The following is a 24,132-nucleotide window of genomic DNA, read 5'->3' on the forward strand; positions in this document are numbered from 1 at the left end:
GCCTGGCGCGAGCGGGAGAGACTGGCAGCGGCCCGGAAGGGGGTGCACCATGACGGTTATGGCAGAGCGCACGGCACACACACCGCAGATGACGGTCGAGGAATTCGAGGAGATCGCCAAGGCTGCCGAGAAGCTGAACGACGCCGTCAGGTTCGAGTTCATCGACGGACGGATCGGAGTCAAGGGCGTGCCGGACGGGGACCACAACGAGATCGTCGGGTGGCTACTGGAAGAGTGCGTGCAGAGCGGGAACGGCCTGCGGCCGTACACGAGCGACCTCGGTCTCGAAGTCGAAAAGTACCGCACCGGCCGCGCAAAGCCGGACCTTGCGTTCGCGCCGAAACGCAGCTTCACCGGCCAGGGCGACTGGGCCGATCCCGCGCCCCTCGCGATGGTCGTCGAGGTGACCTCGTACGACTCGGACACCAACCGGCGGGACCGTCAGGACAAGCCTGCCGCGTACGCGGCCGCCGGCATTCCGGTGTTCCTGCTGATCGACCGGGATGCGTGCACTCTCACCGCGTACAGTGAGCCGTCATCGGAGGGCTACCACCTCACACGCACGGCGAAGTTCGGCGAGAAACTCGCCCTCCCCAAGCCGGTGGGGATCGAACTCGACACCGAGGAACTCAAGGACTACATCCGCTGACGGCCTCCGCCGCCCACGTGGCGATCCGCTCCAGCAACCCGTCGCTCGCCGCGTTCTCCGCGTGGCCGAAGTCCTCCTCCAGCCACAGTTCCGCCCCGCCCGGCTCCGCCGCGGCGGCGAGGGCGTGGGGGTGGTCCAGGGGGAAGTAGCCGTCCTGGGTGCCGTGGACGATCAGCAGCGGGGCCGGGGCGATCAGGGGGACCGCCGCGGTGGGGGAGAGCGGTACGGGGTTCCAGCGGCGGTGGTGGATGCGGGTCTTCAGGACGAGCCGGGAGACCGCGCGGCCCGTACGGCGCTCCACCACCCAGTGCAGCCGCCGCATCGGCGCCGTGCCGCGGTAGTACCAGCGGGCCGGGGAGCTGACGGACACGACGGCGTCCGCGTACGGGACCGTGCCCGTGGGGACCGCGCCGGCGCCGAGCGCGTCGGCGCCGAGCGCCACCGAGCCGTCCGTGCCCGAGCCGAGGGCCACCGGACCGTCTGCCCCCGGACCGTCCGCCCCCAGGCCGAGCGCCGGACCGTCTGCCCCCGGACCCTCCGTGCCCCACCCCCCGGCACCCGCACCGCGCCCCGCGACGGCGTTCCCGTACGCCCCCGTGCGCCCCTCGCGCCCCCCGCGCTCCCGTCCGTCCCCCCGCGCTCCCCCGCGATACAGCGCGCCGTGTCGCAGCACCACCGAGCCGCCCATCGAGAACCCCACCGTGGCCACCCGCCCGTGCCCCAGCGACCGTGCCCACGCCACCGCCGCCGCCAGGTCCAGCACCTCCCGGTCCCCGACCGTCGACCGCCCGCCCGAGCCGCCGTGCCCGCGGAACGAGAACGTGACCACCCCCGCACGCTGCGCGAACACCGCCGCCGCCCGCCGGATCGCCGGCCGCTCCAGTGCGCCCGTGAAACCGTGCGCGACGACGATCGCGGGGGCGCCGGGGCCGGGCCCCGGGACGTACGCGGCCTCGATCGGCACGCCGTCCGCGGCCCGCAGGAGTGCCGTGCGAGAACCCGGCTGGGCGGGGGCGGCGGGACCGGGTACGGTGTCTCGCGAGCCGGACGAGGCCATGGGAATGGAGCTCATGTGGGCTATTCTGACGTCTGAAGGACCCGGGCAAGGTTGCCCCCGGGTCCTTTCGTGCTTTCATGCCACCTTCTGAGGAGGCCGACCACATGGGCAAACGCAGAGGCAGAGCCGAGACCCCGACGACCGACGCGAGCGCGAGCGCCGCCACCGCCGCGCACCGGGAGGTGCGCCCGTGAGTTCCCTGCTGCTTCTGACCAACGCCCTGCAGCCCTCCGCCGAGGTGCTCCCCGCGCTCGGCCTGCTGCTCCACAACGTCCGGGTGGCCCCCGCCGAGGGTCCCGCGCTGATCGACACCCCCGGCGCCGACGTCATCCTCGTCGACGGCCGCCGCGACCTGCCGCAGGTGCGCAGCCTGTGTCAGTTGCTGCACTCCACGGGCCCCGGCTGTCCGCTGATCCTCGTCGTGACCGAGGGCGGGCTGGCCGCCGTCACCGCCGAGTGGGGCGTGGACGACGTCCTGCTGGACACCGCGGGACCGGCCGAGGTGGAGGCGCGGCTGCGGCTGGCGCTGGGCCGGCAGCAACTGCCCGCGGACGACAGCCCCACCGAGATCCGCAACGGCGACCTGACGGTGGACGAGGCCACGTACAGCGCGAAGCTCAAGGGGCGGGTGCTGGACCTGACCTTCAAGGAGTTCGAGCTGCTGAAGTACCTCGCGCAGCATCCGGGGCGGGTGTTCACCCGGGCCCAGTTGCTGCAGGAGGTCTGGGGGTACGACTACTTCGGCGGCACCCGCACCGTGGACGTCCACGTGCGGCGGCTGCGGGCGAAGCTCGGCCCCGAGCACGAGTCGCTGATCGGCACGGTACGCAACGTGGGTTACCGCTTCGTGGTGCCGGACAAGGCGGAGAAGAAGGCCGAGAAGCACGCCGAGAGGCAGGAGCAGAGCGGCGCGGCGCAGGAGGCACGCCACCGGGCTTAGCGGGTCCCGGGCCCGTGGCCGGGGCTGTACGGGGCGGGGTAGTGCGGCGAGTCATCACGCGTAGACTTGCGCCGTGGCCAAGGTGACGCGGGACGACGTGGCACGACTGGCGGGGACCTCGACCGCGGTCGTGAGCTACGTCATCAACAACGGACCCCGGCCGGTCGCCCCGGCCACCCGGGAGCGGGTGCTCACGGCGATAAAGGAGTTGGGCTACCGCCCGGACCGCGTGGCCCAGGCCATGGCCTCGCGGCGTACGGACCTCATCGGCATGATCATCCCGGACGCGCGGCAGCCGTTCTTCGGCGAGATGGCGCACGCGGTGGAGCAGGCGGCGTCCGAGCGCGGAAAGATGGTCCTCGTCGGCAACTCCGACTATCTCGACGACCGCGAGGTCCACTATCTGCGGGCCTTCCTCGGCATGCGCGTCTCCGGCCTGATCCTCGTCAGCCAGGGCCCGAGCCCGGCCGCGGCGGCGGAGATCGACGCGTGGGACGCGCGGGTGGTGCTCATGCACGAGCGCCGGGACCAGCCGGAGGACCTGGTCGTCGTCACGGACGACGTCGGCGGCGCGCGGCTGGCGACGAGCCACCTGCTGGAGCACGGCCACGCGTACGTGGCCTGCCTGGGCGGCGTCGAGACCACCCCGACCACGGGCGACCCGGTCACGGACCACGTGGAGGGCTGGCGCCTCGCGATGCGGGCGGCGGGCCGGCCGACGGAGGGCCGTCTCTTCCAGTCCCCGTACAACCGCTACGACGCCTACCAGGTCGGCCTCAAACTCCTCGCGGGACCCGACAGGCCCCCGGCCATCTTCTGCGCCACCGACGACCAGGCCATCGGCCTCCTGCGCGCGGCCCGCGAGCTGCGCATCGACGTCCCCGGCGAACTCGCGGTGGCGGCGTTCGACAACGTCAAGGAGGCGGGCCTCACGGACCCGCCCCTGACGACGGTCGCCTCGGACCGGCCGGCGATGGCCCGCGCGGCGGTGGACCTGGTCCTGGACGAAACCCCCCTGGCCACCCGCCGGGAACGCCTGAAGCAGTTCCCGTCGCACCTGGTCGTCCGCCGCTCCTGCGGCTGCGCGTAGCGGTACGGGACGTCGGCTCGGGGCCGGCCTGCGGCCAGGGCCGAATGCAGGAGCCCGTACGTCAGAACCCGGCGCGCCTTCGTACGGAACGCCGCCAGCGATGCCAGGCCGATGTGCAGTTCCGCGCCCGCCGGGTTAGATCCCGTCAAGGTTTCGTCCCAGCGAGTGTCGTTATGGTCTCCGATGTGCTGTGCAAAGAACGGGTGGTCAATTGACCAGGACCATCCCACAGTCCAGCGCAAAGGAAGGCGGGAAAGCTTGCTCGGAAATAAGAAGTTCCGGACCAGCGGCATGTCGGGGATGACGATTTTACCGCTCGCCGCATGAGTGTGACGTGCAAGGGGAACGAGGATCTGCGGCAGGAAGCGCGGATAATAGAGATCGGTGCCGCACGGATCTGGCTGATGACACTGCGGATGAAGCGAGAAAAAAGCACGTGCGGGCTGACTGTGCCGGCCGATCCCGAACTCTTCCGGTTAGTCCTTTCCTTGAAGGGCGCCATCGGGATCCGTCAGGATGGACGTGAGACGCCGATCGTCCCAGGCGAGATGTGCATCATCGACACGTCGATTCCCTGGGACTGTGTCGTGGAGGCCGACAGTGTCACGAAGGCGATCTGTCTTGAGATCCCGAAGAACACGCTTTCCCTGCAGACGGATCAAAGCGCCTTGACACTGGCAGGGCGGATTTCCGGGAAGGCGGGTGTGGGCGCTCTGCTGGCGCGGTTCCTGAGCACTCTGGCGGAGGAGTCCGACACCTTCCGGGAGCATGACGGCCTGCGATTGGGGAGGGCTGTCACCGATCTCACGTCCGCGACGCTGGTGCACCACCTGGACGCCCAGGACGAGCATCCTCCTGAAAACCGCGCCCAGGTGCTGACACGGCGCATCCGCGCGTTCATCCACCGCCGCCTCCACGACCCCGAGCTGGCCCCGCCCCTCATCGCCGCCGCACACCACATCTCGGTCAGCTACCTGCACCGCCTCTTCCAGGTGGAAGGCGACACCGTCTCCGGATGGATCCGCCACCAGCGCCTCGAACGCGCCCGCAGCGACCTGGCCGACTCCGCCCTTGGCCACCTGCCCATCCACCGCGTCGGGGCCCGCGTGGGATTCGTCGAACCAGCGGTCTTCGTCCGCACCTTCCGCTCCACCTACGGCGTCACGCCGGGGGAATACCGCCGCCGGGCCCTGAGTCAGGCGTAGCGTCCGGGTCAACCGACCACGCCGGCGTTCAGCTCGGCGATGTCGCGCTCGGCCGGGCTGCGCAGCCCGGCCGGTGCGGTGCCGACCCGTCGTTCCCAGGCGTTGAGTCCCGTGCTTCAGGCCGCTTGACCGGGGTGCACACGCTTGCGCTCTCGGCGATCCGTACCTGTAGAGCCTCGGTCAATGAACAGTCCACTTGCCGTCAATGACGCTTCCCGACCGTCCAGGCACGCTGGAACGAGAACGGATGAGGACGGGATTTGGGGATCGGGACCGAGGGGGCCGAGGAATGAAACTGAACTACATCGAGTACTGCCTCGCCGACCGGAATTTCTATGACGAGCCTGATGGGAGAGCTACGGAGGATGGCGCATACCAGCAGGCGGTGAAACCCGTTCCTCATGGCTGGCGGACCCTCCGGAAGGGGCCGTGGTTCAACTACCTCTGCGAGGCGTTCCCGCTTCGCAAGCAGGGCTGGAAGATTCACGTGTCGGCGCGCCTGGAAAACGCCCAGGAGGTCCTGGACGTCACGTCGGGCTACTGCCTGGACAAGCAGATATCCTTCAAGTTCCTGGTCAACAGGACCGCGTTCGTCAGACGCAATCTGAAGTACGCCGACCGTGGCGGCAGCGGAAAGTTCATCACGATATACCCGGCCTCAGACGAGCAGTGTGAGGAATTGCTGCGGGATCTCGACCCGAAGCTCCAGGGCATGGGGGGCGCGTACATCCTCAGCGACCTGCGCTGGCAGGACGGTCCGCTTTATCTGCGCTACGGCGGATTCGTGGAGTGGTATACGCGCAACGAGTTCGGCGAGCCCGTCCCCGCGATCGAGGGGCCGGACGGGACGCCCGAGGTCGATCGTCGGGATCCCGTCTTCACCGTTCCCGACTGGGTCGAGCCGCCGGCCTTCCTGCGCGAGCATCTGCACGCGCGGGAGGACAACGCGCCACCGCCCGGGTTCGACTACGAGATCGAATCCGCCCTCCACTTCTCCAACGGCGGCGGCGTCTATCTGGCCACGCAGAAGTCGACGGGCCGCAAGGTCGTGCTGAAGGAGGCGCGCCCCAACGCCGGGCTCGACCAGCTCGGCCGCGACTCGGTGGCCCGGCTCGGGCGCGAGCACGACTTCCTGACCAGGCTCGCCGATCTGGACGCCACCGTGAACTGCTACGACTACTTCACGCTCTGGGAGCACCACTTCCTGGTGCAGGAGCACGTCGAGGGAACCACGCTCAACAAGCGTCTGGTTGCCGAGAACCCCCTCATCAGGACCGACCCGAGTGAGGAGACGGTCGCCGAGTACACGATATGGGCGGTGGACATGGCCGACCAGATCGACGCCGTCGTCGCGGACCTGCACAGCAGGGGCGTCGCCTTCGGCGACCTGCACCCGAACAACATCATGGTCACCGAGGACGGCGCCGTGCGCCTCGTCGACTTCGAGCTGGCGACCATCGCCGGCGAGGAGCAGCGCATCGGCATGGGCGCCCCCGGCTACGTGCCGCCCGACCGCCGGGACAGCGTCGCCGCCGACCTCTTCGCGCTGGGCTGTATCAAGATCTCCCTCTTCCTTCCGCTCACCACGCTCTTCTCGTTGGACAGCACCAAGGCCCGGATGCTGGTCGACGTCATCGAGGAGCGCTTCCCGGTGCCGGCCGGCTGGGGCGCGACCGTGCTCCGGCAGCTCGACCTCGGGCCCTGTGACTGGGCGGGCACCGCGGAGCAGATGGCACGGACCGCCGCGCTGATCGCCGGCGCCGGCGAGCAGGAGCCCGGCGAGCGGGAGCCCGACGGTCCGGAGATCGACTGGCCGCGGATCGAGGCGTCCATGGCGCGGGCCGTCTGGGACAGCGCCACGCCCGACCGCACCGACCGGCTCTTCCCCGGCGACGTCGAGCAGTTCTCCCTCACCGGCCTCGGCTTCGGCTACGGCGCGGCCGGTGTCCTCTACGCGCTGGCCTTCGGCGGCCACGGGCGCGAGGAGCGGTATGAGCGGTGGCTGCTCGACCGCGTACGCGACCACACCGCTCCGCACCGTCTCGGCTTCTACGACGGCCTGCACGGCATCGCCTACGCCTTCGAGGAGATCGGCCGGCGCGACGCCGCGCTCGAAGTCCTGGAACTCGCCGCTCAGGCGGGCGACGTCTCGCTGGCCGACGAGCTGCTGACCGGGCGCAGCGGTGTCGCGCTCAACCAGCTCTTCTTCGCCCGGCGGCTGGGCGACCGGGAGCTGCGCCAGGCGGCCGTCGACGGGGCAGAGCGGCTCGCGGAGCGGCTCGCCGTCCAGCCGCCGCAGCCGGAGGACGAGCGCGGGCGGCGCCGCCGGGCGGGCCTGCTGCACGGCACCTCGGGCACGGCGCTGCTGTTCGTCCGGCTCTTCGAGGAGACCGGCGAGAGCACCTACCTGGACCTGGCCGAGCGTGCCCTGCGGTACGACCTGGACTGCTGTGTCCACGTCGAGGAGCAGGACGTCCTCTATGTGGACGAGGGCTGGCGCAGCATGCCGTACATCGGCACCGGCAGCGCGGGCATCGGCCTCGTACTCAGTGAGCTGCTGCGGTACCGGGACGACGAGGAGCTGCGGATCGCCCTCAACCGCATCCGCCGCGTGGCGTATCCGGAGTTCCACATCTGCCCGATGGTCTTCAACGGGACGGCCGGCCAGATGGGCTTTCTCCACCACCTCCGCGAATTCGACACCGACACCCGGGAGATCGACCGGCGGATCGCCATCAAGCGCGACTGGCTGCGGATGCACATGGTGGGACTCCGCGGCGACGTCGCGATCCCCGGCGACCAGCTCATGCGGCTGTCCATGGACTTCGGGACCGGAAGCGCGGGTGTGCTGCACGCCCTGCACACGATCCGCGACGACTCCCGGGAGATTCTTCCCTTCCTCAAGCCCTTCTCCCTCGCCGAGGGCGAACCCGGGCGCTGAAGGGAAAGCAGGAAAACTCAGGAAACAACCAAGTAAGGAGAGAGATCATGCAGTTCGTTCTCGGCCTGCAGGCCAACGAGGTCGACGCGACGGCGGGCAATGACGCGCCGGCCGCCCCGAGCACCCTCAGCCCCTCGCTCTGCTTCAGCGGCGCGTCGGCGGTGCTCTGCTGACGCAGGGTCCTGCTCGCCGTATTCGAGAGGAGAAAACCGTGCAGTTCATCCTTCAGTTGCAGGGGGTCCAGACGGCCGGGCCGGCCGGCGAGGACGCCCACGACCTGGTCCGCAGTGGGAGCACACTCAGCGCTTTCACCTGCGTGAGCACCGGTAGCTACGCCTTCTGCTGAAGACCACGACTCACCCCGGAAGGGACCCCTTCATGGCCTTTGTACTCGAACTCCAGGCATCCGCGGTCGACGGCCCGGATGCGCAGGACGACCCCGCGTCGCGGACCCCCAGCGCGCTCAGCACCTCGACCTGCATTGCCACCAGCACTGCCAGCGTCTTCGCCTGCCTCTGAGCGGCTGAAAGAACAGAGCGGGCTCCGGGGCTTCTTCCCCCGGAGCCCGCGCTCTCTCATCGTGACGAAGGGAGACGCATGAGCCTGTCGGACGCCGACCGGCTGCTGGCCCACACCGTGCGGCGGGCATGGGGGTGGAACACCCTGCTGCTGCTGGCCGAGCTGGTGGGAGCCGGCGGCGCACTGCTGCTCCCCGCCCTGCTGGCCGCGGCCGTGGACGAGCGCCTCACCGGGTCCGGCACCGGCGCCACGTACGCCCTGGCCGGACTGGCGGCCCTGCTGGCGCTGTCCGAGGCTGCCGTCGTGCTCCTCACCCCCTGGTGCACGGCCACCGCCACCCTCCACCTCCGCCGCGGAATGCTCTCCCACCTGCTGTCGCTGGGCGTGAACGACCGGGACGCCCACTCCCACGGCGACCTCACGACCCGCCTGCTGACGAACGCCGCCGAGACCGCGTCGGCCGTTCCCCTCCTCGGCTCCTGGCTCTCGTCCCTGCTTGTCTCGGGTGGTGCGCTGGTGGCGCTCGGCCTGATCGAGATCCGGCTGGCGCTGATCTTCCTCGCCGGCCTCCCGGTGGCCGCCGTACTGATCGGTGCGTTCGTCCGCCGCATCTCACCGCTGCTCACCGACTACCTCGCGGTGCAGGGCCGGATATCCGGCCGGTTGCTCGAGGTCCTCACCGGCATCCGCACCGTCCGCGCCGCGGGGACCGAGCGGCGCGAGGCGGGCCGCATCCTGGCCGACATGCCGGAACTGCACCGTATCGGGCGGGAGTCCTGGCGACTCCAGGGCCGGATGAACGCCCACACCACCCTGGTCATGGCGGCGATGCAGGTCGCCGTCCTCGGTGCCGCCGGACACGCGCTGATCGGCGACCGGATCACGCCCGGACAACTCGTCGCGTCCGTCACGTACACCGGTATGGCGCTGGGACTGCTGCGGCAGGCCGACGCCTTCATGGCGCTGGCCCGCGCCCGCGCCGGAGCCCGGCGGCTCGCCGGGCCGGCCGCGCTCCCCCCGCTGCGGCAGGGCGACCGCGACCTGCCCGAGGGTCCGGGGACGCTGACGCTCCGCTCGGTCACCGTCCACGGGCCGGGAGGTCCGCTGCTGCAGGATGTCGACCTGACCGTACCCGGCGGCAGCACCGTCGCCGTCGTCGGGCGCTCCGGGGCGGGGAAGTCCACCTTGGCCGCGGTCGCCGGCCGGCTCATCGAGCCCGACCGCGGTGACGTGACCCTCGACGGAGTGCCCTTGGCGGAGCTGAGCGCATCGGCGCTGCGCGCCGCGGTCGGATGGGCGTTCGAGCGCCCCACGTTCCTCGGGGCCAGTCTCCGCGAGGCCATCGGCTTCGGCACCCCGGGGCTGACCGACGGGCAGATCCGGGATGCCGCGGCTGCCGCCCGCGCTGACGCATTCATCCGGCGACTGCCCGCGGGATACGACACCCCCGCCGGCCGGGCGCCGCTGTCGGGAGGAGAACTCCAGCGGATCGGGCTGGCACGCGCCCTGGCGCACGGTGGCCGCCTGCTCGTTCTCGACGACGCCACTTCCAGCCTGGACACCGTGACCGAGATGCAGATCACCGAGGTGCTCAACGGCGCCCTGGGACACACCACCCAACTCGTCCTGGCCCACCGCATCTCCACCGCCGCCCACGCCGACCTCGTCGCCTGGGTCGACGAGGGATGCGTCCGCGGGCTCGCGCCCCACGGCGAACTGTGGCACGACCCGGACTACCAGGCACTGTTCCGGCCGGTGAACCAGCGAGAGCGGAGGTTGAGCCATGCCCGGTGAGTCCCCCGCCCCCGATCCGCCCGGCTGGCGGCTCATCGGCCGCGGCCTGCGGCGGCGGCGCGGCCGGCTCGGGACGCTGGCCGCGTGGTCCGTGCTGGAGGCGCTGCCCACGACGCTCTCCGGCCTGCTGGTGACCCGCGCCGTCGACGACGGCTTCCTCAGTGGCAGCGCGGTGACCGGCCTGGCGTGGCTGGCGGCGCTGTTGGCCGCGTACGGCGCGGGCGCGCTCGCGTCCCGCTTCACCTTCCCCGCCGTCGGCTCCCTCGTCGAGCCGCTCCGGGACGACCTGCTGCGCGGCGTCGTGGACGGTGCCGTGCGAACAGGCTCGGTCCGGGGCCCGGGCCGGGGCCGGATCCCGGACGGCGCGTCCGTCTCGCAGGTCTCCCAGCAGGTCGAGACCGTGCGCCGGACCAGCGCCGCGATGCTCAACGGGCTGCGCCGGTTCGCGTTCACCGTCGGCGCGACCGCCCTCGGCCTCGCGGCGCTCGACCCCCGGATCCTGTGGCTCGTGCTCCCGCCCCTTCTGGCCTCCGTCGCGCTGTTCGGGCTTCTGCTGGTCACCCTGGTGCGCCGCCAGCGGGAGGCGATCGAACGGAACGAGGCCACCGCCGGCGCCATCGGTGACGCGCTGGCCGGCGGGCGCGACATCACCGCCTTCCGTGCGCGGCACCGGGTGGTCGACGACGTCACCGTCACGCTGCGGGAGGAGCGCGCGGCGCAGCTACGGCTGGCCGCCGCCACGGCCGTCCGCAGCCTCATCGTCGCCGCCGGCACCTATCTGCCGCTGCTGTTCGTCCTTCTGGCCACGCCGGGGCTCCTGGACGACGGTGTCTCCGCCGGCACGGTCCTTGGCGCGATCACGTACCTCGGCGTGAACATCGAGCCGGCCATGCGCATGCTCACCGACGTCCTCGGCGGCTCCGGCCTCCAACTGGCCGTCACCCTGCGGCGGCTGGCCGACGCCCACCCCGGCCCGGAGCCGCCCGCGTCGCCGGAGCCGCCCGCCCCCGGCGGCGGCGAGCTGCACCTGGAAGGCGTCGGCTACGCCTACGGGGCCGACGCCGAACCGGTCATCCACGACCTGAGCCTGACCATCCGGGACGGCAGCCACCTCGCGGTCGTCGGGCCCAGCGGAATCGGCAAGTCGACGCTGGCGGAGCTGTTGTCCGGAGGGCTCGGGCCCGCACGTGGCAGGATCCACGTGGGCGGACTGCCACCGGACACGCTGTCCAGGCGACAGCGTGCGGCGCTCGTCGCGCTGATGCCGCAGGAGGCATACGTGTTCTCCGGCAGCGTCCGGTGCAACCTGAACTATCTGCGCCCGGACGGAGCCGGCGCCGAAGGCGGCGAGGCCACCGAAAACGGCGAGGACGCCGAAGACGCCGCCCTGCGCCGGGCCGTCCGGGAGGTCGGGGCCGCGGACCTGGTCCGCAGGCTCGGCGGCCTCGACGCCCCCGTCGACCCGGCGGCCCTCTCCCAGGGGGAACGGCAGCTCCTCGCCCTCGCCCGCGTCTACGCGGGACCGGCACGGATCACGATTCTGGACGAAGCCACGTGCCACCTCGACCCCGCGGCCGAAGCGCGTGCGGAGCACGCTTTCCGGCGCCGGCCCGGCACGCTGATCGTCGTCGCCCACCGGCTGAGTTCCGCGCTGCGCGCCGACCGCGTACTCGTACTGGACGGTCCCCGCTCCCATGCCGGCACTCATGAGCAACTGCTCGCAGCCTCGGCCTTGTATGTCGATCTCGTCGGGCACTGGAACGTCAGCACGGCAGAGGGCCCGGCACAAGCCGGCCGCTGAGGTCGCAGGCTCCGGCTTTATATCGGGCAAACGCGGTTTTACTCCACTTCTTACATCTGTCTCAGACGTCTCTCAGAATCCCCGGGGATCGTCGGGGACATGACGGAGCACACGTACAGCACCAGCATCCAGGCCGCCGACGGGGCCGCCGCGGGCCACCCCCAGACCCTCGCCGGCGGGCAGGGCGCGCACGGCGGGTTCGCCGGGTTCGGCGCCCCGCCGCCGCCCCCCGCGGGGCCACCGCGGCGCCGCCGGGCCAAGGGCCCCCTCGGGCTGCTCGCCGCCGCGGCGCTCGTCGCCGCCATCGTCGGGGGCGGCAGCGCCGCGCTCGTCGGGGAGCTGACCGATTCGTCCGGTACGAGCAGCAGCAGCAGCGCCGCCGGCGCCGCCAGCGGGACGCAGGTGTCCGCCGGGAGCAACGGCACCGTCGCCGGCGTCGCCGCCGCCGTGAGCCCCAGCGTCGTGGAGATCCAGGCGTCCTCGAGCGCCGGGCAGTCGACCGGGTCCGGGGTCGTCGTCAGCGAGAGCGGCGAGATCCTCACCAACAACCACGTCGTCTCCGGCGCCCAGCAGGTACAGGTCACCTTCAGCGACGGGTCCACCGCGTCCGCCGAGGTCGTCGGCACCGACCCCGACCTCGACATGGCCCTCGTCAAGGTGTCGGGCAAGAGCGGCCTCAAGCCCGCCGTCCTCGGCGACTCCGACTCCCTGAAGGTCGGCGACCAGGTCGTGGCCATCGGCTCGCCCGAGGGCCTGAGCGGCACCGTCACCAGCGGCATCGTCTCCGCGCTCGACCGCGACGTGACCGTCGAGAAGGAGCCGGAGCAGCAGCAGCCGCGGGGCGGCGGCCAGTGGCCGTTCGGCTTCGGCGGCGGCCAGTACAACGGGGAGCTCGGCTCGGAGACGACCACGTACCAGGCCATCCAGACCGACGCCTCGCTCAACCACGGCAACTCCGGCGGTGCGCTCGTCGACATGCAGGGCCGGATCGTCGGCATCAACTCGGCCATGTACACCCCGCCGGAGGACTCCTCCTCGGGCAGCGTCGGGCTCGGTTTCGCCATCCCCATCAACGATGTCAAGCACATCCTCGACGACCTCAGGAACAATTGAGGCCGTGACCGAGCAGCAGCAGCGCATCCTGATCGTCGACGACGAGCCGGCCGTGCGCGAGGCGCTGGAGCGCAGCCTCGCCTTCGAGGGCTACGGGACCGAACTCGCCGTCGACGGCCTGGACGCCCTCGACAAAGCCGTGTCGTACCGGCCCGACCTCGTCGTCCTCGACGTGCTCATGCCCCGCATGGACGGGCTGACCGCCGCCCGCCGGCTGCGGGCCGGCGGCGACCGGGTGCCCATCCTCATGCTCACCGCCCGCGACACCGTCGGCGACCGCGTGACGGGGCTCGACGCGGGCGCCGACGACTACCTCGTCAAGCCGTTCGAGCTGGACGAGCTCTTCGCCCGCATCCGCGCGCTGCTGCGCCGCCGCGCGTACGCCGACGGCGGCGGCGCGGAGCCGCCCGACGCCTCCGAGACGCTGGAGTTCGGCGACCTGCGGATGGACCTCGCCGCCCGCGAGGTCACCCGCGGCGGCCGGCCGGTGGAGCTGACCCGCACCGAGTTCACGCTGCTGGAACTCTTCCTCCAGCACCCGCGGCAGGTGCTCACGCGCGAGCAGATCCTCAAGGCCGTCTGGGGCTTCGACTTCGAGCCCAGCTCCAACTCCCTCGACGTGTACGTCATGTACCTGCGCCGCAAGACGGAGGCCGGCGGCGCGCCCCGGCTGGTGCACACGGTGCGCGGCGTCGGCTACGTCCTGCGCGCCCCGGAGGGGAAGAGCCGGGCGGGCGGCAGGTGACCTCCCGCTTCGGCCGGCTCCCGCTGCGCTCGCGGCTGGCCCTGCTCACCGCGGCCGCGGTGGCGGTGGCGGTGGCGGCGTGCGCGGTGGCGGCGTGGTTCCTGGTGCGCTCGCAGCTCCTGTCGTCGCTCGACGAGGAGTTGACCAAGACGGAGCCGGCGTCCGGGATCCAGATCGAGAACGGCAGGCTCCAGTGCCGCCAGTCGGTGCCGGACGCCACCGGACCGTTCACGCCGAGCGGCCCGACGGTGCAGCTTGTGCTGGAAGACGGCCAGCGGTGCTACCAGAACGGCGAACGGCTCGTCGAGGTCCGGGGGCAGGACACCCGGGTCGCCGGCGGAGAGCTGGACTGGGCGGCCCACGACACGACTGCCGACGACGGCACCGAGTACCGCGTGCTCACGCGCCCCTGGCCCCGGGTCCCGGGCGTCGCCTATACCGTCGGCCGTCCCCTCAGCGAGGTCACCGACCCTCTCGACACCCTCGCCCTCGTCCTCACTCTGCTCGCCGCCGGCGGCGTCGTCGCCTCCGGCGTCGCCGGGGTGGCGCTCGCCCGCGCGGGCCTGCGCCCCGTGGAGCGGCTGACGCACACCGTCGAGCACATCGCCCGTACCGAGGACCTCGCCGTCGAGATCCCCGTCGAGGGCGACGACGAGATCGCCCGGCTGTCCCGCTCCTTCAACGCCATGACCGCCGCCCTCGCCACCTCCCAGGAGCGGCAGCAGCAGCTCATCGCCGACGCCGGGCACGAGCTGCGGACGCCGCTGACCTCGCTGCGTACGAACATCGAGCTGCTCGCCCGCAGCGAGGAGTCCGGCCGCGAGCTGCCGCCGCGGCAGCGCAGGGAGCTGCTGGAGTCCGTCACCGCGCAGATGACCGAGCTGGCCGCGCTCATCGGCGACCTCCAGGAGCTGTCCCGGCCCGACGCGGCGCCGGACCGGGCGCAGCTCGAAGTCGTCGCGCTGGACGGGATCGCCGAGCGGGCGGTGCGGCGGGTGCGGCTGCGGGCGCCGGAGGTGCGGATCGAGGCGGAGCTGGCGCCCTGGTTCGTCCGGGCCGAGCCCGCGGCGCTGGAGCGGGCCGTGGTCAACGTGCTCGACAACGCCGTGAAGTTCTCGCCCGCCGGCGGTCGGGTCGGGGTCCGGCTCGGCGGCGACGGGCTGCTGCGGGTGCGCGACCACGGCCCCGGCATCCCGGAGGCGGAGCTGCCGCACGTCTTCGAGCGGTTCTGGCGCTCGCCGTCCGCGCGCAGCCGGCCGGGCAGCGGGCTCGGTCTTTCGATCGTGGCCCGTACGGTCCAGCAGGCCGGCGGCACCGTGGAGCTGCGGCCGGCGGCCGGCGGCGGGACGGAGGCGCTGCTGCGGCTGCCGGGGGCGCCGGAGCCGCCGCCGGGGTCCTTAGCCGCGATCCGGGGGCGGGAGCCGGGGCGGCCGGGGTAGCCCGGGCGCGGGCGTTCGGCCTGGACAGGAGGCGGGCGCGGGGCCGTTCGGCGCGGGGCCGTTCGGCGCAGTGGGCGCGGAGCCGCGTCACCGGCGACGGCACCCGTACGGGGCAGGGCAACGGAATCGAAGGACATGCCTCCTTCGGGTGACGGTGCCGCGCGCTGCTGACCGACTGGGGTATCTCTGACTGCCAGACGCCGTACGCCCACGCCCGCCGAGGAGAAACCCCCCATGACCGTCCGGCCCCTCGCCGCCGTCCTGGCCGCCACCGCCGCCGCCGTGCTGCTGCCGCTGACCGCCGCCTCCACCGCCTCCGCCGAGCGCCCGCTGCCCGAGCCGTTCGACGCCACGCACCTGCGGCTGACGACGCAGTACGTCGCCGATCGCGCCAAGGGCGGCTTCACGTACCTGAACTGCGAACCCGTCGGCGGCACGCACCCCGCGGCGGAGTCGGCCTGCACGGACCTGGCGAAGGTCGACGGACGGTTCGAGGACCTGACCGACAAGCAGGGCGCGTGCACGATGCAGTACGAGCCGGTCGAGCTGCGCGCCACCGGCACCTGGCGCGGCAAGACCGTCGACTACGTCTCCGAGGTCTTCCCCAACCCCTGCACGGCGGACCTCGCGACCGGCGGGAACGTCTTCCACTTCTAGGGCCCGTTCCAGGGCCCGTCCACGTCCCCGCCGGTCCGGACGGCGCGGCGGCCCGCCGCCGGGCGGCCCGCCGCGCTACGGCTTGCGCCCCACCGCGCCGTACGCGTCGATCGGCCGGGGCGCGTCCGCGCCCGCCGCGTCCGCCGCCCCCGCGCCCGCCGCCGGCTCTTCCGGCCGCCAGAGCGTGATCGGCACCATGCCCGGTTCCACCAGCTCCAGCCCCTCGAAGCACCGGCCCAGCTCGTCCGGGCCGCGCAGGTGGTACGGGACGCCGCCGGCCTCGATGAGCTTCTCGCCGCCCTCGACGACGGCCTCGCCCGTGTCGGTGCCGTCCCACATCACCAGGTGGCTGCCCGACGGCAGGGCCGCCAGGACCCGGCCCACGATGCGGCGCAGCTCGGTCAGCTCCGGCTCGTAGCCCAGCACGCCCATGAACATCACCGTCACCGGCTCGGTGAGGTCCAGGGTGTCCGCCGCGCCGGCGAGGATCCGCTCCGGGTCGTGGTAGTCGGCGTGCACGTAGGAGGTCGCGCCCTCGGCGCTGGTGTTGACCAGCAGGGCGCGGGCGTGCGTCAGCACCAGCGGGTCGTTGTCGACGTACACGATGCGGGACTCGGGCGCGATCCGCTGCGCCACCTCGTGGGTGTTCTGCATCGTGGGCAGGCCGGTGCCGATGTCCAGGAACTGCCGGATCCCCACCTCCCGCGCCAGGTGGGACACGACGCGTATGAGGAACCGGCGGGACTCCCGGGCCATGGTGACGATGTCCGGGTACACCTGCGCCACCGCGTCGCCCGCGGCGACGTCCGACTCGTAGTTGTCCTTGCCGCCCATCCAGTAGTTCCAGATCCGTGCCGCGTGCGGCACGGTGGGGTCGACCACCGGAGGTGCGGCGTCCTCGCTGCTGCTCATCGTGACCATCCTGCCGGGAGGGGGCTGCGCCGGGGGACCATCACAGCAGAAGGGGGTGAGCGGCGCAGCCGTTCCGACGGCCCCGCCGCTCACCCCGTCGCTCAGCCCGGAGGGCTGCTACTGCCCCACCACCGTGATCCGGTCGGCGGCCGGCGGCGCCAGCGGCCCCTCCGCGCTGGAGTTCGCGGTCAGGTAGCTCTCCAGGGCCGCCAGGTCGTCCCCGCCGACCAGCGGGTCCGTGCCCTCGGCGAGGGTGGGGAAGCCGTCGCCGCCGCCAGCGAGGAAGGAGTTGACGGCGACCCGGTACGTGGCCGCCGGGTCCAGCGGCTGCCCGTCGAGCCGGACCGAGTCGGCGACGACGCGGTCGGCGCCGGACTTCGTGAGGTCCAGGGTGTAGGTCAGCCCGGCGGACGGCTGCAGGACCTTCGGCGACGCCTCGTTGGCGCCGCTGACCTGCTCGCGGAGCACCTGGAGAAGCTGCTCGCCGGTGAGGCTGGTCAGGTTCACGGTGTTCGAGAACGGCTGGACCGTGAAGCCCTCGCCGTACGTGACGACCCCGTCGCCCTCGCCGCCGGACGCCGCGTACGTGAGGTCCGCGCGGATCCCGCCGGGGTTCATCAGCGCCAGTTGCGCGCCCTCGTCGAGGGTCTCGGCGTGGGCGAGCTGCGCGTCGGCGATGAGGTCGCCGAGCGGGGACTCGGTGCCGGCGCGCGGGACGTCGCCGGAGATGTAGCCGACGGGCTTGGCCGCGATCGGCGCGGCGAGCGCGTTCCACTCCTCGACCAGCGAGGTCATGTCCGGCGCCTTCGGCTGCTCGCGGTCGACCACGTGGTTCCGGGCGTGCGGCAGCCTGGTCGCGGTGCGGACGATGTCGCCGCTGCGGCGGTCGTACGTCAGCGTGGTGTCGGTGTAGAGGCGGCCGAAGGACGACGCGGAGGTGACGCTGCGCGGCTTGCCCTCCGGGTCGGGGATGGTGCAGGCGTACGGCTGGTGGGTGTGGCCGGTGACGAAGGCGTCGACGCTCGCCGTCGTCCCCTTGGCGATCTCGGCGACCGGCCCCGAGATGCCGGCGCCCGGGCCGGGGGTGTCGCAGTCGTAGTTGTACGCGCCGCCCGCCGAGGCCGCGGGGAAGCCGCCCTCGTGGACGAGCGCGACGATGGACTCCACGCCCTGGCTGCGCAGTTGCTTCGCGTACGTGTCGAGCGTCTCGATCTCGTCGTGGAACTCCAGGCCCTTGATGCCCTCGGCCGAGACGATGTCGGGGGTGCCCTCCAGCGTCACGCCGATGAAGCCGATCTTCACGCCCTTTTTCTTCCAGACGTACACCGGGTCGAGGACCGGCTCGCCGGTCTTCTCGTCGGTGACGTTGGCGGCGAGGTAGGGGAAGTCGGCGCCCTCGTAGGTGCGGCCGTCGGTGTAGCAGCCGTCCTCGGGGTGGCAGCCGCCGTCCGCCAGGCGCCGCAGCTCGGCGAGGCCCTCGTCGAACTCGTGGTTGCCGACGCCCGCGACGTCGAGGCCGAGGCCGTTCATGGCCTCGACGGTGGGCTCGTCGTGGAAGAGGCCGGAGATCAGCGGGCTGGCGCCGACGAGGTCGCCGGCGGCGGCGGTGACGGAGTACGGGTTGCCCGCGCGGGCGTCGCGCAGGGAGGAGGCGAGGTACTCGACGCCGCCGGCGGCGATGGTCTTCTTCGAGCCGTCCGGCTGGAGCTCCGTGACCTGCCCCGAGGAGCCCTGCGGGGGTTCGAGGTTGCCGTGGAAGTCGTTGAAGGACAGCAGTTGGACGTCGACCGTGCGGCCGTAGCCGTGGTCCCGGTCCGGCCGGTCCGTGCCGTCCGCGCCCGCCGGCTGCGCGGCGGCGAAGAGGCTCCCGGCCACCGCGAGCGCGGCCCCGGCTGCCGCCGCCCGGCGCCCCCTTCGTCCCGTACCGCCTGTCGTACGAACCCAGCCTGCCCGCTGTGCTCTTCGAGACCTCACCATGAACGCCCCCTCGGCGCGACGCGGAAACACCGCTCGGCAGCATAGGGTCGACGCGCGTAGCACGTCCCCAACAAACACTGAACGATTCCCCAAGCCTGTCGGACGTTCGGCTGGCCTTAGGCTTTCTCCATGACGGAGTCCGGTACGACCGACACGGGGAAGCCGCGCGGCAGGCGCATCGACGTGCTCGACGAGCTCACGCCGTCCCAGTCCCACGCCGTGCTCGGCATCATCGACGCCGCCGCCGAAACCGACGGCCGGCAGGCCGTCTCCGAGCAGGGCCGGCTCACCCTCCGAAGAGGTCACCGCGACGGCGTCAAGCACCTCCTCCTCCACGAGGGCACGGAGCCGGCCGGCTACGCGCAACTGGAGGAGACCGACCCCGTCGAGCCGCCCGCCGCGGAACTGGTCGTCCACCCCGCGTACCGCCGCCGCGGCCATGGCCGGGCGCTGGGGCGCGCGCTGCTCACCGAGTCCGGCCAGCGGATGCGGCTGTGGGCCCACGGCGGCGGTCCCGCGGCCCGGCACCTGGCGCAGTTGCTCGGCCTCACCCTCTTCCGCGAGCTGCGCCAGTTGCGCATGCCGCTCGCCGGGTACGCCGGCGAGGGCGCGCCCGAGGCGCGGCTGCCCGCGGGGATCACGGTGCGGACGTTCCGGCCCGGCGAGGACGACGCGGAGTGGCTCGCCGTCAACGCCGCCGCCTTCGCCCACCACCCGGAGCAGGGCTCGCTCACCCAGGCCGACCTGGACGACCGGATGGCGGAGCCGTGGTTCGACCCGCGCGGCTTCTTCCTCGCCGAGCGGTCCGGCAAGGTCGTCGGCTTCCACTGGACGAAGGTGCACAGCGCGGAGCAGCTCGGCGAGGTGTACGTCCTGGGGGTGCACCCCGACGCGCAGGGCAGCGGGCTCGGCAAGGCGCTGACCACGATCGGGCTGCGCCATCTGGCGTACGAGCGCAGCATGCCGACGGCCATGCTCTATGTGGACGCCGACAACGCCCCGGCGGTCGCCGTCTACGAGGGCATGGGCTTCCGCACCCACGAGACCGACCTGATGTACCGCACGGAGGGCTAGGGGGCCTGTCGGACCCGGGGCGCGCAGCCACTGTCACCCGAGGGTTAGTCGCGTCGTTACCGTCGGTTCAACCTCGGTTGCGAGCATCGATGGATGCAGCGCTCCGCCGCGAACCTCTCCACCGTGCCGGGTCAGGCCCAGGCGCGGGAGAATGGGGACATGGACGACAGCTCGCCCCTGGTCACCTCCGCCCAGCCCGCGCAGCCGGCCCAGCCGTCGGTGGGCTCGATCGCCGCCCGCCGCCCGCACGCGGTGGCCCCCGCCATGCAGCGGGCCGCCCAGCAGATCGACCCGGACATCGACGCCGACGCCGACGACTACGCCGAGCGGGAGGCGGACGAGGAGCTGCCCCAGGGCCGCTTCCTGGACCGCGAGCGAAGCTGGCTGGCGTTCAACGAGCGCGTGCTGGAGCTGGCCGAGGACCCGGCCACCCCGCTGCTGGAGCGCGCGAACTTCCTGGCGATCTTCGCCAGCAACCTGGACGAGTTCTTCATGGTGCGCGTCGCCGGCCTCAAGCGCCGCATCGCCACCGGCGTCGCCACCCGCTCCGCCTCCGGGCTGCAGCCGCGCGAGGTGCTGGACCTGATCTGGAACCGCTCGCGGGAGCTGATGGCGCGGCACGCCGCCTGCTTCCAGCAGGACGTGCAGCCGGCGCTGGCCGACGAGGGCATCCAGTTGATCCGCTGGGCCGACCTGGGCGAGAAGGAGCAGGCCCGGCTCTTCACCCTCTTCCGGCAGCAGATCTACCCGGTGCTGACCCCGCTGGCCGTCGACCCGGCGCACCCGTTCCCGTACATATCGGGACTGTCCCTGAACCTCGCGGTCGTCGTCCGCAACCCCGTCAGCGGCCACCGCCACTTCGCCCGCGTGAAGGTGCCGCCGCTGCTGCCGCGGTTCCTGGAGACCGCCACGGTCGGCGGCGCGCAGCGGTTCGTCCCGCTGGAGGACGTCATCGCCGCGCACCTCGAAGACCTCTTCCCGGGGATGGAGGTCCTCGCCCACCACACCTTCCGGGTGACGCGCAACGAGGACCTGGAGGTCGAGGAGGACGACGCGGAGAACCTGCTGAAGGCGCTGGAGAAGGAGCTGATGCGGCGCCGCTTCGGGCCGCCGGTGCGGCTGGAGGTGGAGGAGTCCATCGACCCGTACGTGCTGGACCTGCTGGTGCGCGAGCTGAAGATCTCCGAGGCCGAGGTCTACCCGCTGCCGGGACCGCTCGACCTCACCGGGCTCTTCGGCATCGCGACGCAGGAACGGCCGGAGCTGAGGTACCCGAAGTTCATCGCGGGCACGCACCGGGATCTGGCCGAGGTCGAGTCGGCGTCCGCGCCCGACATCTTCGCGGCGCTGCGCGAGCGCGACGTGCTGCTGCACCACCCGTACGACTCCTTCTCCACCTCCGTGCAGGCGTTCCTGGAGCAGGCCGCGGCCGACCCGGACGTGCTGGCCATCAAGCAGACGCTGTACCGCACCTCCGGCGACTCGCCGATCGTCGACGCCCTCATCGACGCGGCGGAGAGCGGCAAGCAGGTGCTGGTGCTGGTGGAGCTGAAGGCGCGCTTCGACGAGCAGGCGAACATCAAGTGGGCGCGGAAGCTGGAGGAGTCGGGCTGCCACGTCGTGTACGGGCTCGTCGGGCTGAAGACGCACTGCAAGCTGTCGCTCGTCGTCCGGCAGGAGGGCGAGAACCTGCGCCGCTACAGCCACGTCGGCACCGGCAACTACCACCCGAAGACCGCCCGGCTGTACGAGGACCTGGGCCTGCTGACGGCCGATCCGCAGGTCGGCGCCGACCTCTCCGACCTCTTCAACCGGCTCTCCGGCTACTCGCGGCGGGAGAACTACCGCCGGCTGCTGGTCGCGCCGACGTCGGTGCGCGAGGGTCTGGTCCAGCGCATCCACCGCGAGATCACGCACCACCGGGCCGGCCAGCCCGCGTACGTGCGCATCAAGGTCAACTCGATCGTCGACGAGGCGGTCATCGACGCCTGCTACCGGGCGTCGATGGCGGGCGTGCCGGTCGACATCTGGGTCCGCGGCATCTGCGCGGTGCGGCCGGGGGTCGCGGGTCTGTCGGAGAACATCCGGGTACGCAGCATCCTGGGCCGGTTCCTGGAGCACTCCCGGATCTTCGCCTTCGGCAACGGGGGCGAGCCGGAGGTGTGGATCGGCAGCGCGGACATGATGCACCGCAACCTCGACCGGCGCATCGAGGCGCTGGTCCGGGTCGCGGACCCGGCGCACCGGGAGGCGCTGAACCGGCTGGTGGAGACGGGGATGTCGGACACCGTCGACTCCTGGCACCTGGACTCGAACGGCGACTGGACGCGCAACTCGGTGGACGACGCCGGCGGCAGGCTGGCGAACGTACAGGAAATGCTCATCGACGCCCGGAGGCGCCGGCGTGTCATCGCGGCATGAGACATCCGTGACGGCCACGGCGGCGCGCGGCGGCGCGGTCGCCGCGGGCGAAGTGCTCGCGCGGTACCTGAGCACGCAGGCGACGGAGCTGCTCCGCGGCCTGCGGGACCTCCCCGCGCAGGAGGCGGGCGCCGAGGAGGGCGCCGCCGCCGTGGCGGGCGCGGTCCACGACGCGGCGTTCCGCATCGCGGACACGCTGGGGAGCTTCGGCACTTTGCTGGACCCGGAGTGGGCGCAGCGGCTGGAGGGCGAGCTGTACTGGCTGGGCGCCACGGTCATGCGTGAGCACGTGTACGCGGCCCGGCGCGACCGGCTGGTCGGGGCGCTGCGCAGGCTGTCGGGCGAGGACGAGCCGGACCCGGCGGCCGGGGCGGAGCGAGGCCCGGGGCTGCGTAACGGGGCCGCGGACGCGGCCGGTGCCCTGCGCGCCGGCGGCGCGGTGCCCGGGGCGCGGGGCGACGGCGAAGCCGCGCCCGCGAACGCAGGCGTCGGTACGGACGCCGCCGCCCGCGACACCCGGGCCGGTACCGCCGCGGAACGGCGGCCGGTCGGCGGTGCGCGCACCGCGCCCGCGTACGCGACCCGCGGCGGCCGGCCGCGGGACAGGTCCGCCGGCCACGCCCCCGACGCGTCCGCCGCGTCCGCGTCCGCGGCCCCCTCGGCGCGCGGGGCAGCGGCCTCCGGCGCTCCGCGGGCGGTGGGAGCCGCCCGGGCCGGGGCGTTGCTGGAGCGGCGGCTCGGGCTCGCGCGGAGCCGGGCGCACTCCGAGGCGCTGGACGCGCTGACCTCCGCGCGCTACCACGCGCTCGCCGACGCCGTCGCCCTGCTCGTCTCCGACGCGCCGCTGACCGGCGCCGCCCGGCGGCCCGTCGTCGCGCTGCCCGAGCACCACGACGAGCTGCGCCGCGTGCTGGCCGCCGCCGTCGCCGCGCTGCCGCTGGCCCGCGCCGGCCGCCCGTACAACGCCGCGGCCCTCGCCCGCGGTCTCGCCGCCCCCCGCAGGGCCGGTGCCTCCGTCGCGGACGACGACCGCGACGACGCCCCCTGGCGGCACGTGCACGCGCTCGTCCGGCGTGCCCGGCACGCCGCCGAACTGCTCGCGGCGTGCCCGCCCGGCACCGTCCCCGTACGCCCCGCGGGCCCGCCGCTGCCCGCCGCCGGCGCCGCGCTCGACCGCGACCGCGAGGCCGTCGAGGCCGCCGCCGCTGCCGCCTCCGCCGCCGCGACCCCGAGGATCGCCCCCGCCACCGCCTACGCGCTCGGCGTCCTGCACGCCGACCAGCGTCACGAGGTGGAAGCCGCGCGCTTCACCTTCGGCACGCTCTGGCAGACGAGAGGGGAGCAGGAGTGAAGGAGCACCGGACCGATCTGATCCGCGCCGCGGGCTGCGTCCTGTGGCGTACCGCACCCCGGGTGCCCGGCGGGCTGGAGATCGCCCTCGTCCACCGCCCCAAGTACGACGACTGGTCCCACCCCAAGGGCAAGCTGAAGCAGGGCGAGGAGCCCCTGGCGGCGGCGCTCCGCGAGGTCGCCGAGGAGACCGGCATGGCCTGCGAGCCCGGGGTACCGCTGCCCACGACCCACTACCGGGTCGCCGACGGCCGGCCCAAGGAGGTCCGCTACTGGGCCGCGCGGACCCGCGGCGGCGCGTTCGTCCCCAACGACGAGGTGGACCGCGTCGTCTGGCTGCCGCCGGACGCGGCCCGGCGCAGGCTGAGCCACGGCCACGACCGTGCCCTCGTCGACGCGCTGCTGGCGGCGCTGCCGTCCGAGGCGGCCTGAGGGATCCCTGCGGCCG

At 72.8% G+C, this 24,132-nt stretch carries 20 protein-coding genes; 17 read left to right on the forward strand and 3 right to left on the reverse strand.

Features of this window, described 5'->3' with window-relative positions:
* Positions 1 to 49: 49 nt before the first annotated feature.
* On the forward strand, positions 50 to 649 hold the full coding sequence (locus O7599_RS22645) for a Uma2 family endonuclease (protein ID WP_281617435.1): 600 nt from the start codon (positions 50 to 52) through the stop codon (positions 647 to 649).
* Here O7599_RS22645 and O7599_RS22650 read toward each other — a convergent pair.
* On the reverse strand, positions 630 to 1,721 hold the full coding sequence (locus tag O7599_RS22650; protein WP_281617436.1) for an alpha/beta fold hydrolase: 1,092 nt from the start codon (positions 1,719 to 1,721) through the stop codon (positions 630 to 632). The genes O7599_RS22645 and O7599_RS22650 overlap by 20 nt on opposite strands.
* Before the next feature lie 175 nt (positions 1,722 to 1,896).
* On the opposite strand from O7599_RS22650, the gene O7599_RS22655 reads away from it, so the two are divergent.
* The 12 genes from O7599_RS22655 to O7599_RS22710 all read left to right on the forward strand — a co-directional run bounded on the left by O7599_RS22655 (position 1,897) and on the right by O7599_RS22710 (position 15,950).
* Complete coding sequence (locus O7599_RS22655; RefSeq protein ID WP_281617437.1) at positions 1,897 to 2,646, forward strand: response regulator transcription factor; 750 nt, start codon at positions 1,897 to 1,899, stop codon at positions 2,644 to 2,646.
* A 73-nt stretch (positions 2,647 to 2,719) separates the two neighbouring features.
* Positions 2,720 to 3,736: a LacI family DNA-binding transcriptional regulator gene (locus O7599_RS22660; protein ID WP_281617438.1), complete on the forward strand. Its 1,017-nt coding sequence runs from the start codon at positions 2,720 to 2,722 to the stop codon at positions 3,734 to 3,736.
* Positions 3,737 to 4,059: 323 nt separating this feature from the next.
* Complete coding sequence (locus O7599_RS22665; RefSeq protein WP_281617439.1) at positions 4,060 to 4,941, forward strand: helix-turn-helix domain-containing protein; 882 nt, start codon at positions 4,060 to 4,062, stop codon at positions 4,939 to 4,941.
* Between the two features lie 289 nt (positions 4,942 to 5,230).
* Positions 5,231 to 7,882: a class III lanthionine synthetase LanKC gene (gene lanKC, locus O7599_RS22670; RefSeq protein ID WP_281617440.1), complete on the forward strand. Its 2,652-nt coding sequence runs from the start codon at positions 5,231 to 5,233 to the stop codon at positions 7,880 to 7,882.
* A gap of 47 nt (positions 7,883 to 7,929) precedes the next feature.
* A complete protein-coding gene (locus O7599_RS22675; RefSeq protein WP_281617441.1) occupies positions 7,930 to 8,055 on the forward strand; it encodes a SapB/AmfS family lanthipeptide in 126 nt (41 codons plus the stop codon).
* A gap of 38 nt (positions 8,056 to 8,093) precedes the next feature.
* Positions 8,094 to 8,228: a SapB/AmfS family lanthipeptide gene (locus O7599_RS22680; protein ID WP_281617442.1), complete on the forward strand. Its 135-nt coding sequence runs from the start codon at positions 8,094 to 8,096 to the stop codon at positions 8,226 to 8,228.
* A gap of 251 nt (positions 8,229 to 8,479) precedes the next feature.
* Positions 8,480 to 10,195: an ABC transporter ATP-binding protein gene (locus O7599_RS22685; RefSeq protein WP_281617443.1), complete on the forward strand. Its 1,716-nt coding sequence runs from the start codon at positions 8,480 to 8,482 to the stop codon at positions 10,193 to 10,195.
* Positions 10,185 to 11,996 (forward strand): ABC transporter ATP-binding protein, encoded by a 1,812-nt coding sequence (locus O7599_RS22690; protein WP_281617444.1) that lies wholly within the window; start codon positions 10,185 to 10,187, stop codon positions 11,994 to 11,996. The genes O7599_RS22685 and O7599_RS22690 overlap by 11 nt, the downstream gene beginning before the upstream one ends.
* Positions 11,997 to 12,095: 99 nt before the next feature.
* A complete protein-coding gene (locus tag O7599_RS22695) occupies positions 12,096 to 13,109 on the forward strand; it encodes a trypsin-like peptidase domain-containing protein (RefSeq protein ID WP_281617445.1) in 1,014 nt (337 codons plus the stop codon).
* Positions 13,072 to 13,854, forward strand: a complete 783-nt coding sequence (locus O7599_RS22700; protein ID WP_281617446.1) for a response regulator transcription factor — start codon at positions 13,072 to 13,074, stop codon at positions 13,852 to 13,854. The genes O7599_RS22695 and O7599_RS22700 overlap by 38 nt, the downstream gene beginning before the upstream one ends.
* Positions 13,851 to 15,293: a HAMP domain-containing sensor histidine kinase gene (locus O7599_RS22705; protein WP_281617447.1), complete on the forward strand. Its 1,443-nt coding sequence runs from the start codon at positions 13,851 to 13,853 to the stop codon at positions 15,291 to 15,293. The genes O7599_RS22700 and O7599_RS22705 overlap by 4 nt, the downstream gene beginning before the upstream one ends.
* 234 nt (positions 15,294 to 15,527) lie before the next feature.
* Positions 15,528 to 15,950, forward strand: a complete 423-nt coding sequence (locus tag O7599_RS22710; protein ID WP_281617448.1) for an SSI family serine proteinase inhibitor — start codon at positions 15,528 to 15,530, stop codon at positions 15,948 to 15,950.
* Positions 15,951 to 16,025: 75 nt separating this feature from the next.
* Here O7599_RS22710 and O7599_RS22715 read toward each other — a convergent pair whose 3' ends face one another.
* Both O7599_RS22715 and O7599_RS22720 read right to left on the reverse strand, forming a co-directional pair.
* Positions 16,026 to 16,862 (reverse strand): SAM-dependent methyltransferase, encoded by an 837-nt coding sequence (locus O7599_RS22715; protein ID WP_281617449.1) that lies wholly within the window; start codon positions 16,860 to 16,862, stop codon positions 16,026 to 16,028.
* Positions 16,863 to 16,979: 117 nt separating this feature from the next.
* On the reverse strand, positions 16,980 to 18,737 hold the full coding sequence (locus O7599_RS22720) for a bifunctional metallophosphatase/5'-nucleotidase (RefSeq protein ID WP_281617450.1): 1,758 nt from the start codon (positions 18,735 to 18,737) through the stop codon (positions 16,980 to 16,982).
* Between the two features lie 231 nt (positions 18,738 to 18,968).
* On the opposite strand from O7599_RS22720, the gene mshD reads away from it, so the two are divergent.
* From mshD to O7599_RS22740, 4 genes are all read left to right on the forward strand, one after another.
* A complete protein-coding gene (mshD, locus tag O7599_RS22725; protein ID WP_281617451.1) occupies positions 18,969 to 19,913 on the forward strand; it encodes a mycothiol synthase in 945 nt (314 codons plus the stop codon).
* Between the two features lie 159 nt (positions 19,914 to 20,072).
* The gene (locus O7599_RS22730) at positions 20,073 to 22,334 is read left to right on the forward strand and encodes an RNA degradosome polyphosphate kinase (protein ID WP_281623478.1); all 2,262 of its coding nucleotides are present in this window, start codon (positions 20,073 to 20,075) and stop codon (positions 22,332 to 22,334) included.
* 7 nt (positions 22,335 to 22,341) lie between these two features.
* Complete coding sequence (locus tag O7599_RS22735; RefSeq protein WP_281617452.1) at positions 22,342 to 23,685, forward strand: hypothetical protein; 1,344 nt, start codon at positions 22,342 to 22,344, stop codon at positions 23,683 to 23,685.
* A complete protein-coding gene (locus O7599_RS22740) occupies positions 23,682 to 24,116 on the forward strand; it encodes an NUDIX hydrolase (RefSeq protein WP_281617453.1) in 435 nt (144 codons plus the stop codon). Before O7599_RS22735 ends, O7599_RS22740 begins: the two co-directional genes overlap by 4 nt.
* Positions 24,117 to 24,132: the final 16 nt, after the last annotated feature.

Source organism: Streptomyces sp. WMMC500 (assembly GCF_027497195.1).
Taxonomy (GTDB): domain Bacteria; phylum Actinomycetota; class Actinomycetes; order Streptomycetales; family Streptomycetaceae; genus Streptomyces.

Excerpts from the sequence above, each read along its gene's own strand:
- O7599_RS22645 (WP_281617435.1), top strand. The coding sequence starts at position 50 with ATGACGGTTATGGCAGAGCGCACGGCACACACACCGCAGATGACGGTC.
- O7599_RS22650 (WP_281617436.1), bottom strand. The coding sequence starts at position 1,721 with ATGAGCTCCATTCCCATGGCCTCGTCCGGCTCGCGAGACACCGTACCC.
- O7599_RS22665 (WP_281617439.1), top strand. The coding sequence starts at position 4,060 with ATGAGTGTGACGTGCAAGGGGAACGAGGATCTGCGGCAGGAAGCGCGG.
- lanKC (WP_281617440.1), top strand. The coding sequence starts at position 5,231 with ATGAAACTGAACTACATCGAGTACTGCCTCGCCGACCGGAATTTCTAT.
- O7599_RS22675 (WP_281617441.1), top strand. The coding sequence starts at position 7,930 with ATGCAGTTCGTTCTCGGCCTGCAGGCCAACGAGGTCGACGCGACGGCG.
- O7599_RS22685 (WP_281617443.1), top strand. The coding sequence starts at position 8,480 with ATGAGCCTGTCGGACGCCGACCGGCTGCTGGCCCACACCGTGCGGCGG.
- O7599_RS22690 (WP_281617444.1), top strand. The coding sequence starts at position 10,185 with ATGCCCGGTGAGTCCCCCGCCCCCGATCCGCCCGGCTGGCGGCTCATC.
- O7599_RS22695 (WP_281617445.1), top strand. The coding sequence starts at position 12,096 with ATGACGGAGCACACGTACAGCACCAGCATCCAGGCCGCCGACGGGGCC.
- O7599_RS22700 (WP_281617446.1), top strand. The coding sequence starts at position 13,072 with ATGTCAAGCACATCCTCGACGACCTCAGGAACAATTGAGGCCGTGACC.
- O7599_RS22710 (WP_281617448.1), top strand. The coding sequence starts at position 15,528 with ATGACCGTCCGGCCCCTCGCCGCCGTCCTGGCCGCCACCGCCGCCGCC.
- O7599_RS22715 (WP_281617449.1), bottom strand. The coding sequence starts at position 16,862 with ATGAGCAGCAGCGAGGACGCCGCACCTCCGGTGGTCGACCCCACCGTG.
- mshD (WP_281617451.1), top strand. The coding sequence starts at position 18,969 with ATGACGGAGTCCGGTACGACCGACACGGGGAAGCCGCGCGGCAGGCGC.
- O7599_RS22730 (WP_281623478.1), top strand. The coding sequence starts at position 20,073 with ATGGACGACAGCTCGCCCCTGGTCACCTCCGCCCAGCCCGCGCAGCCG.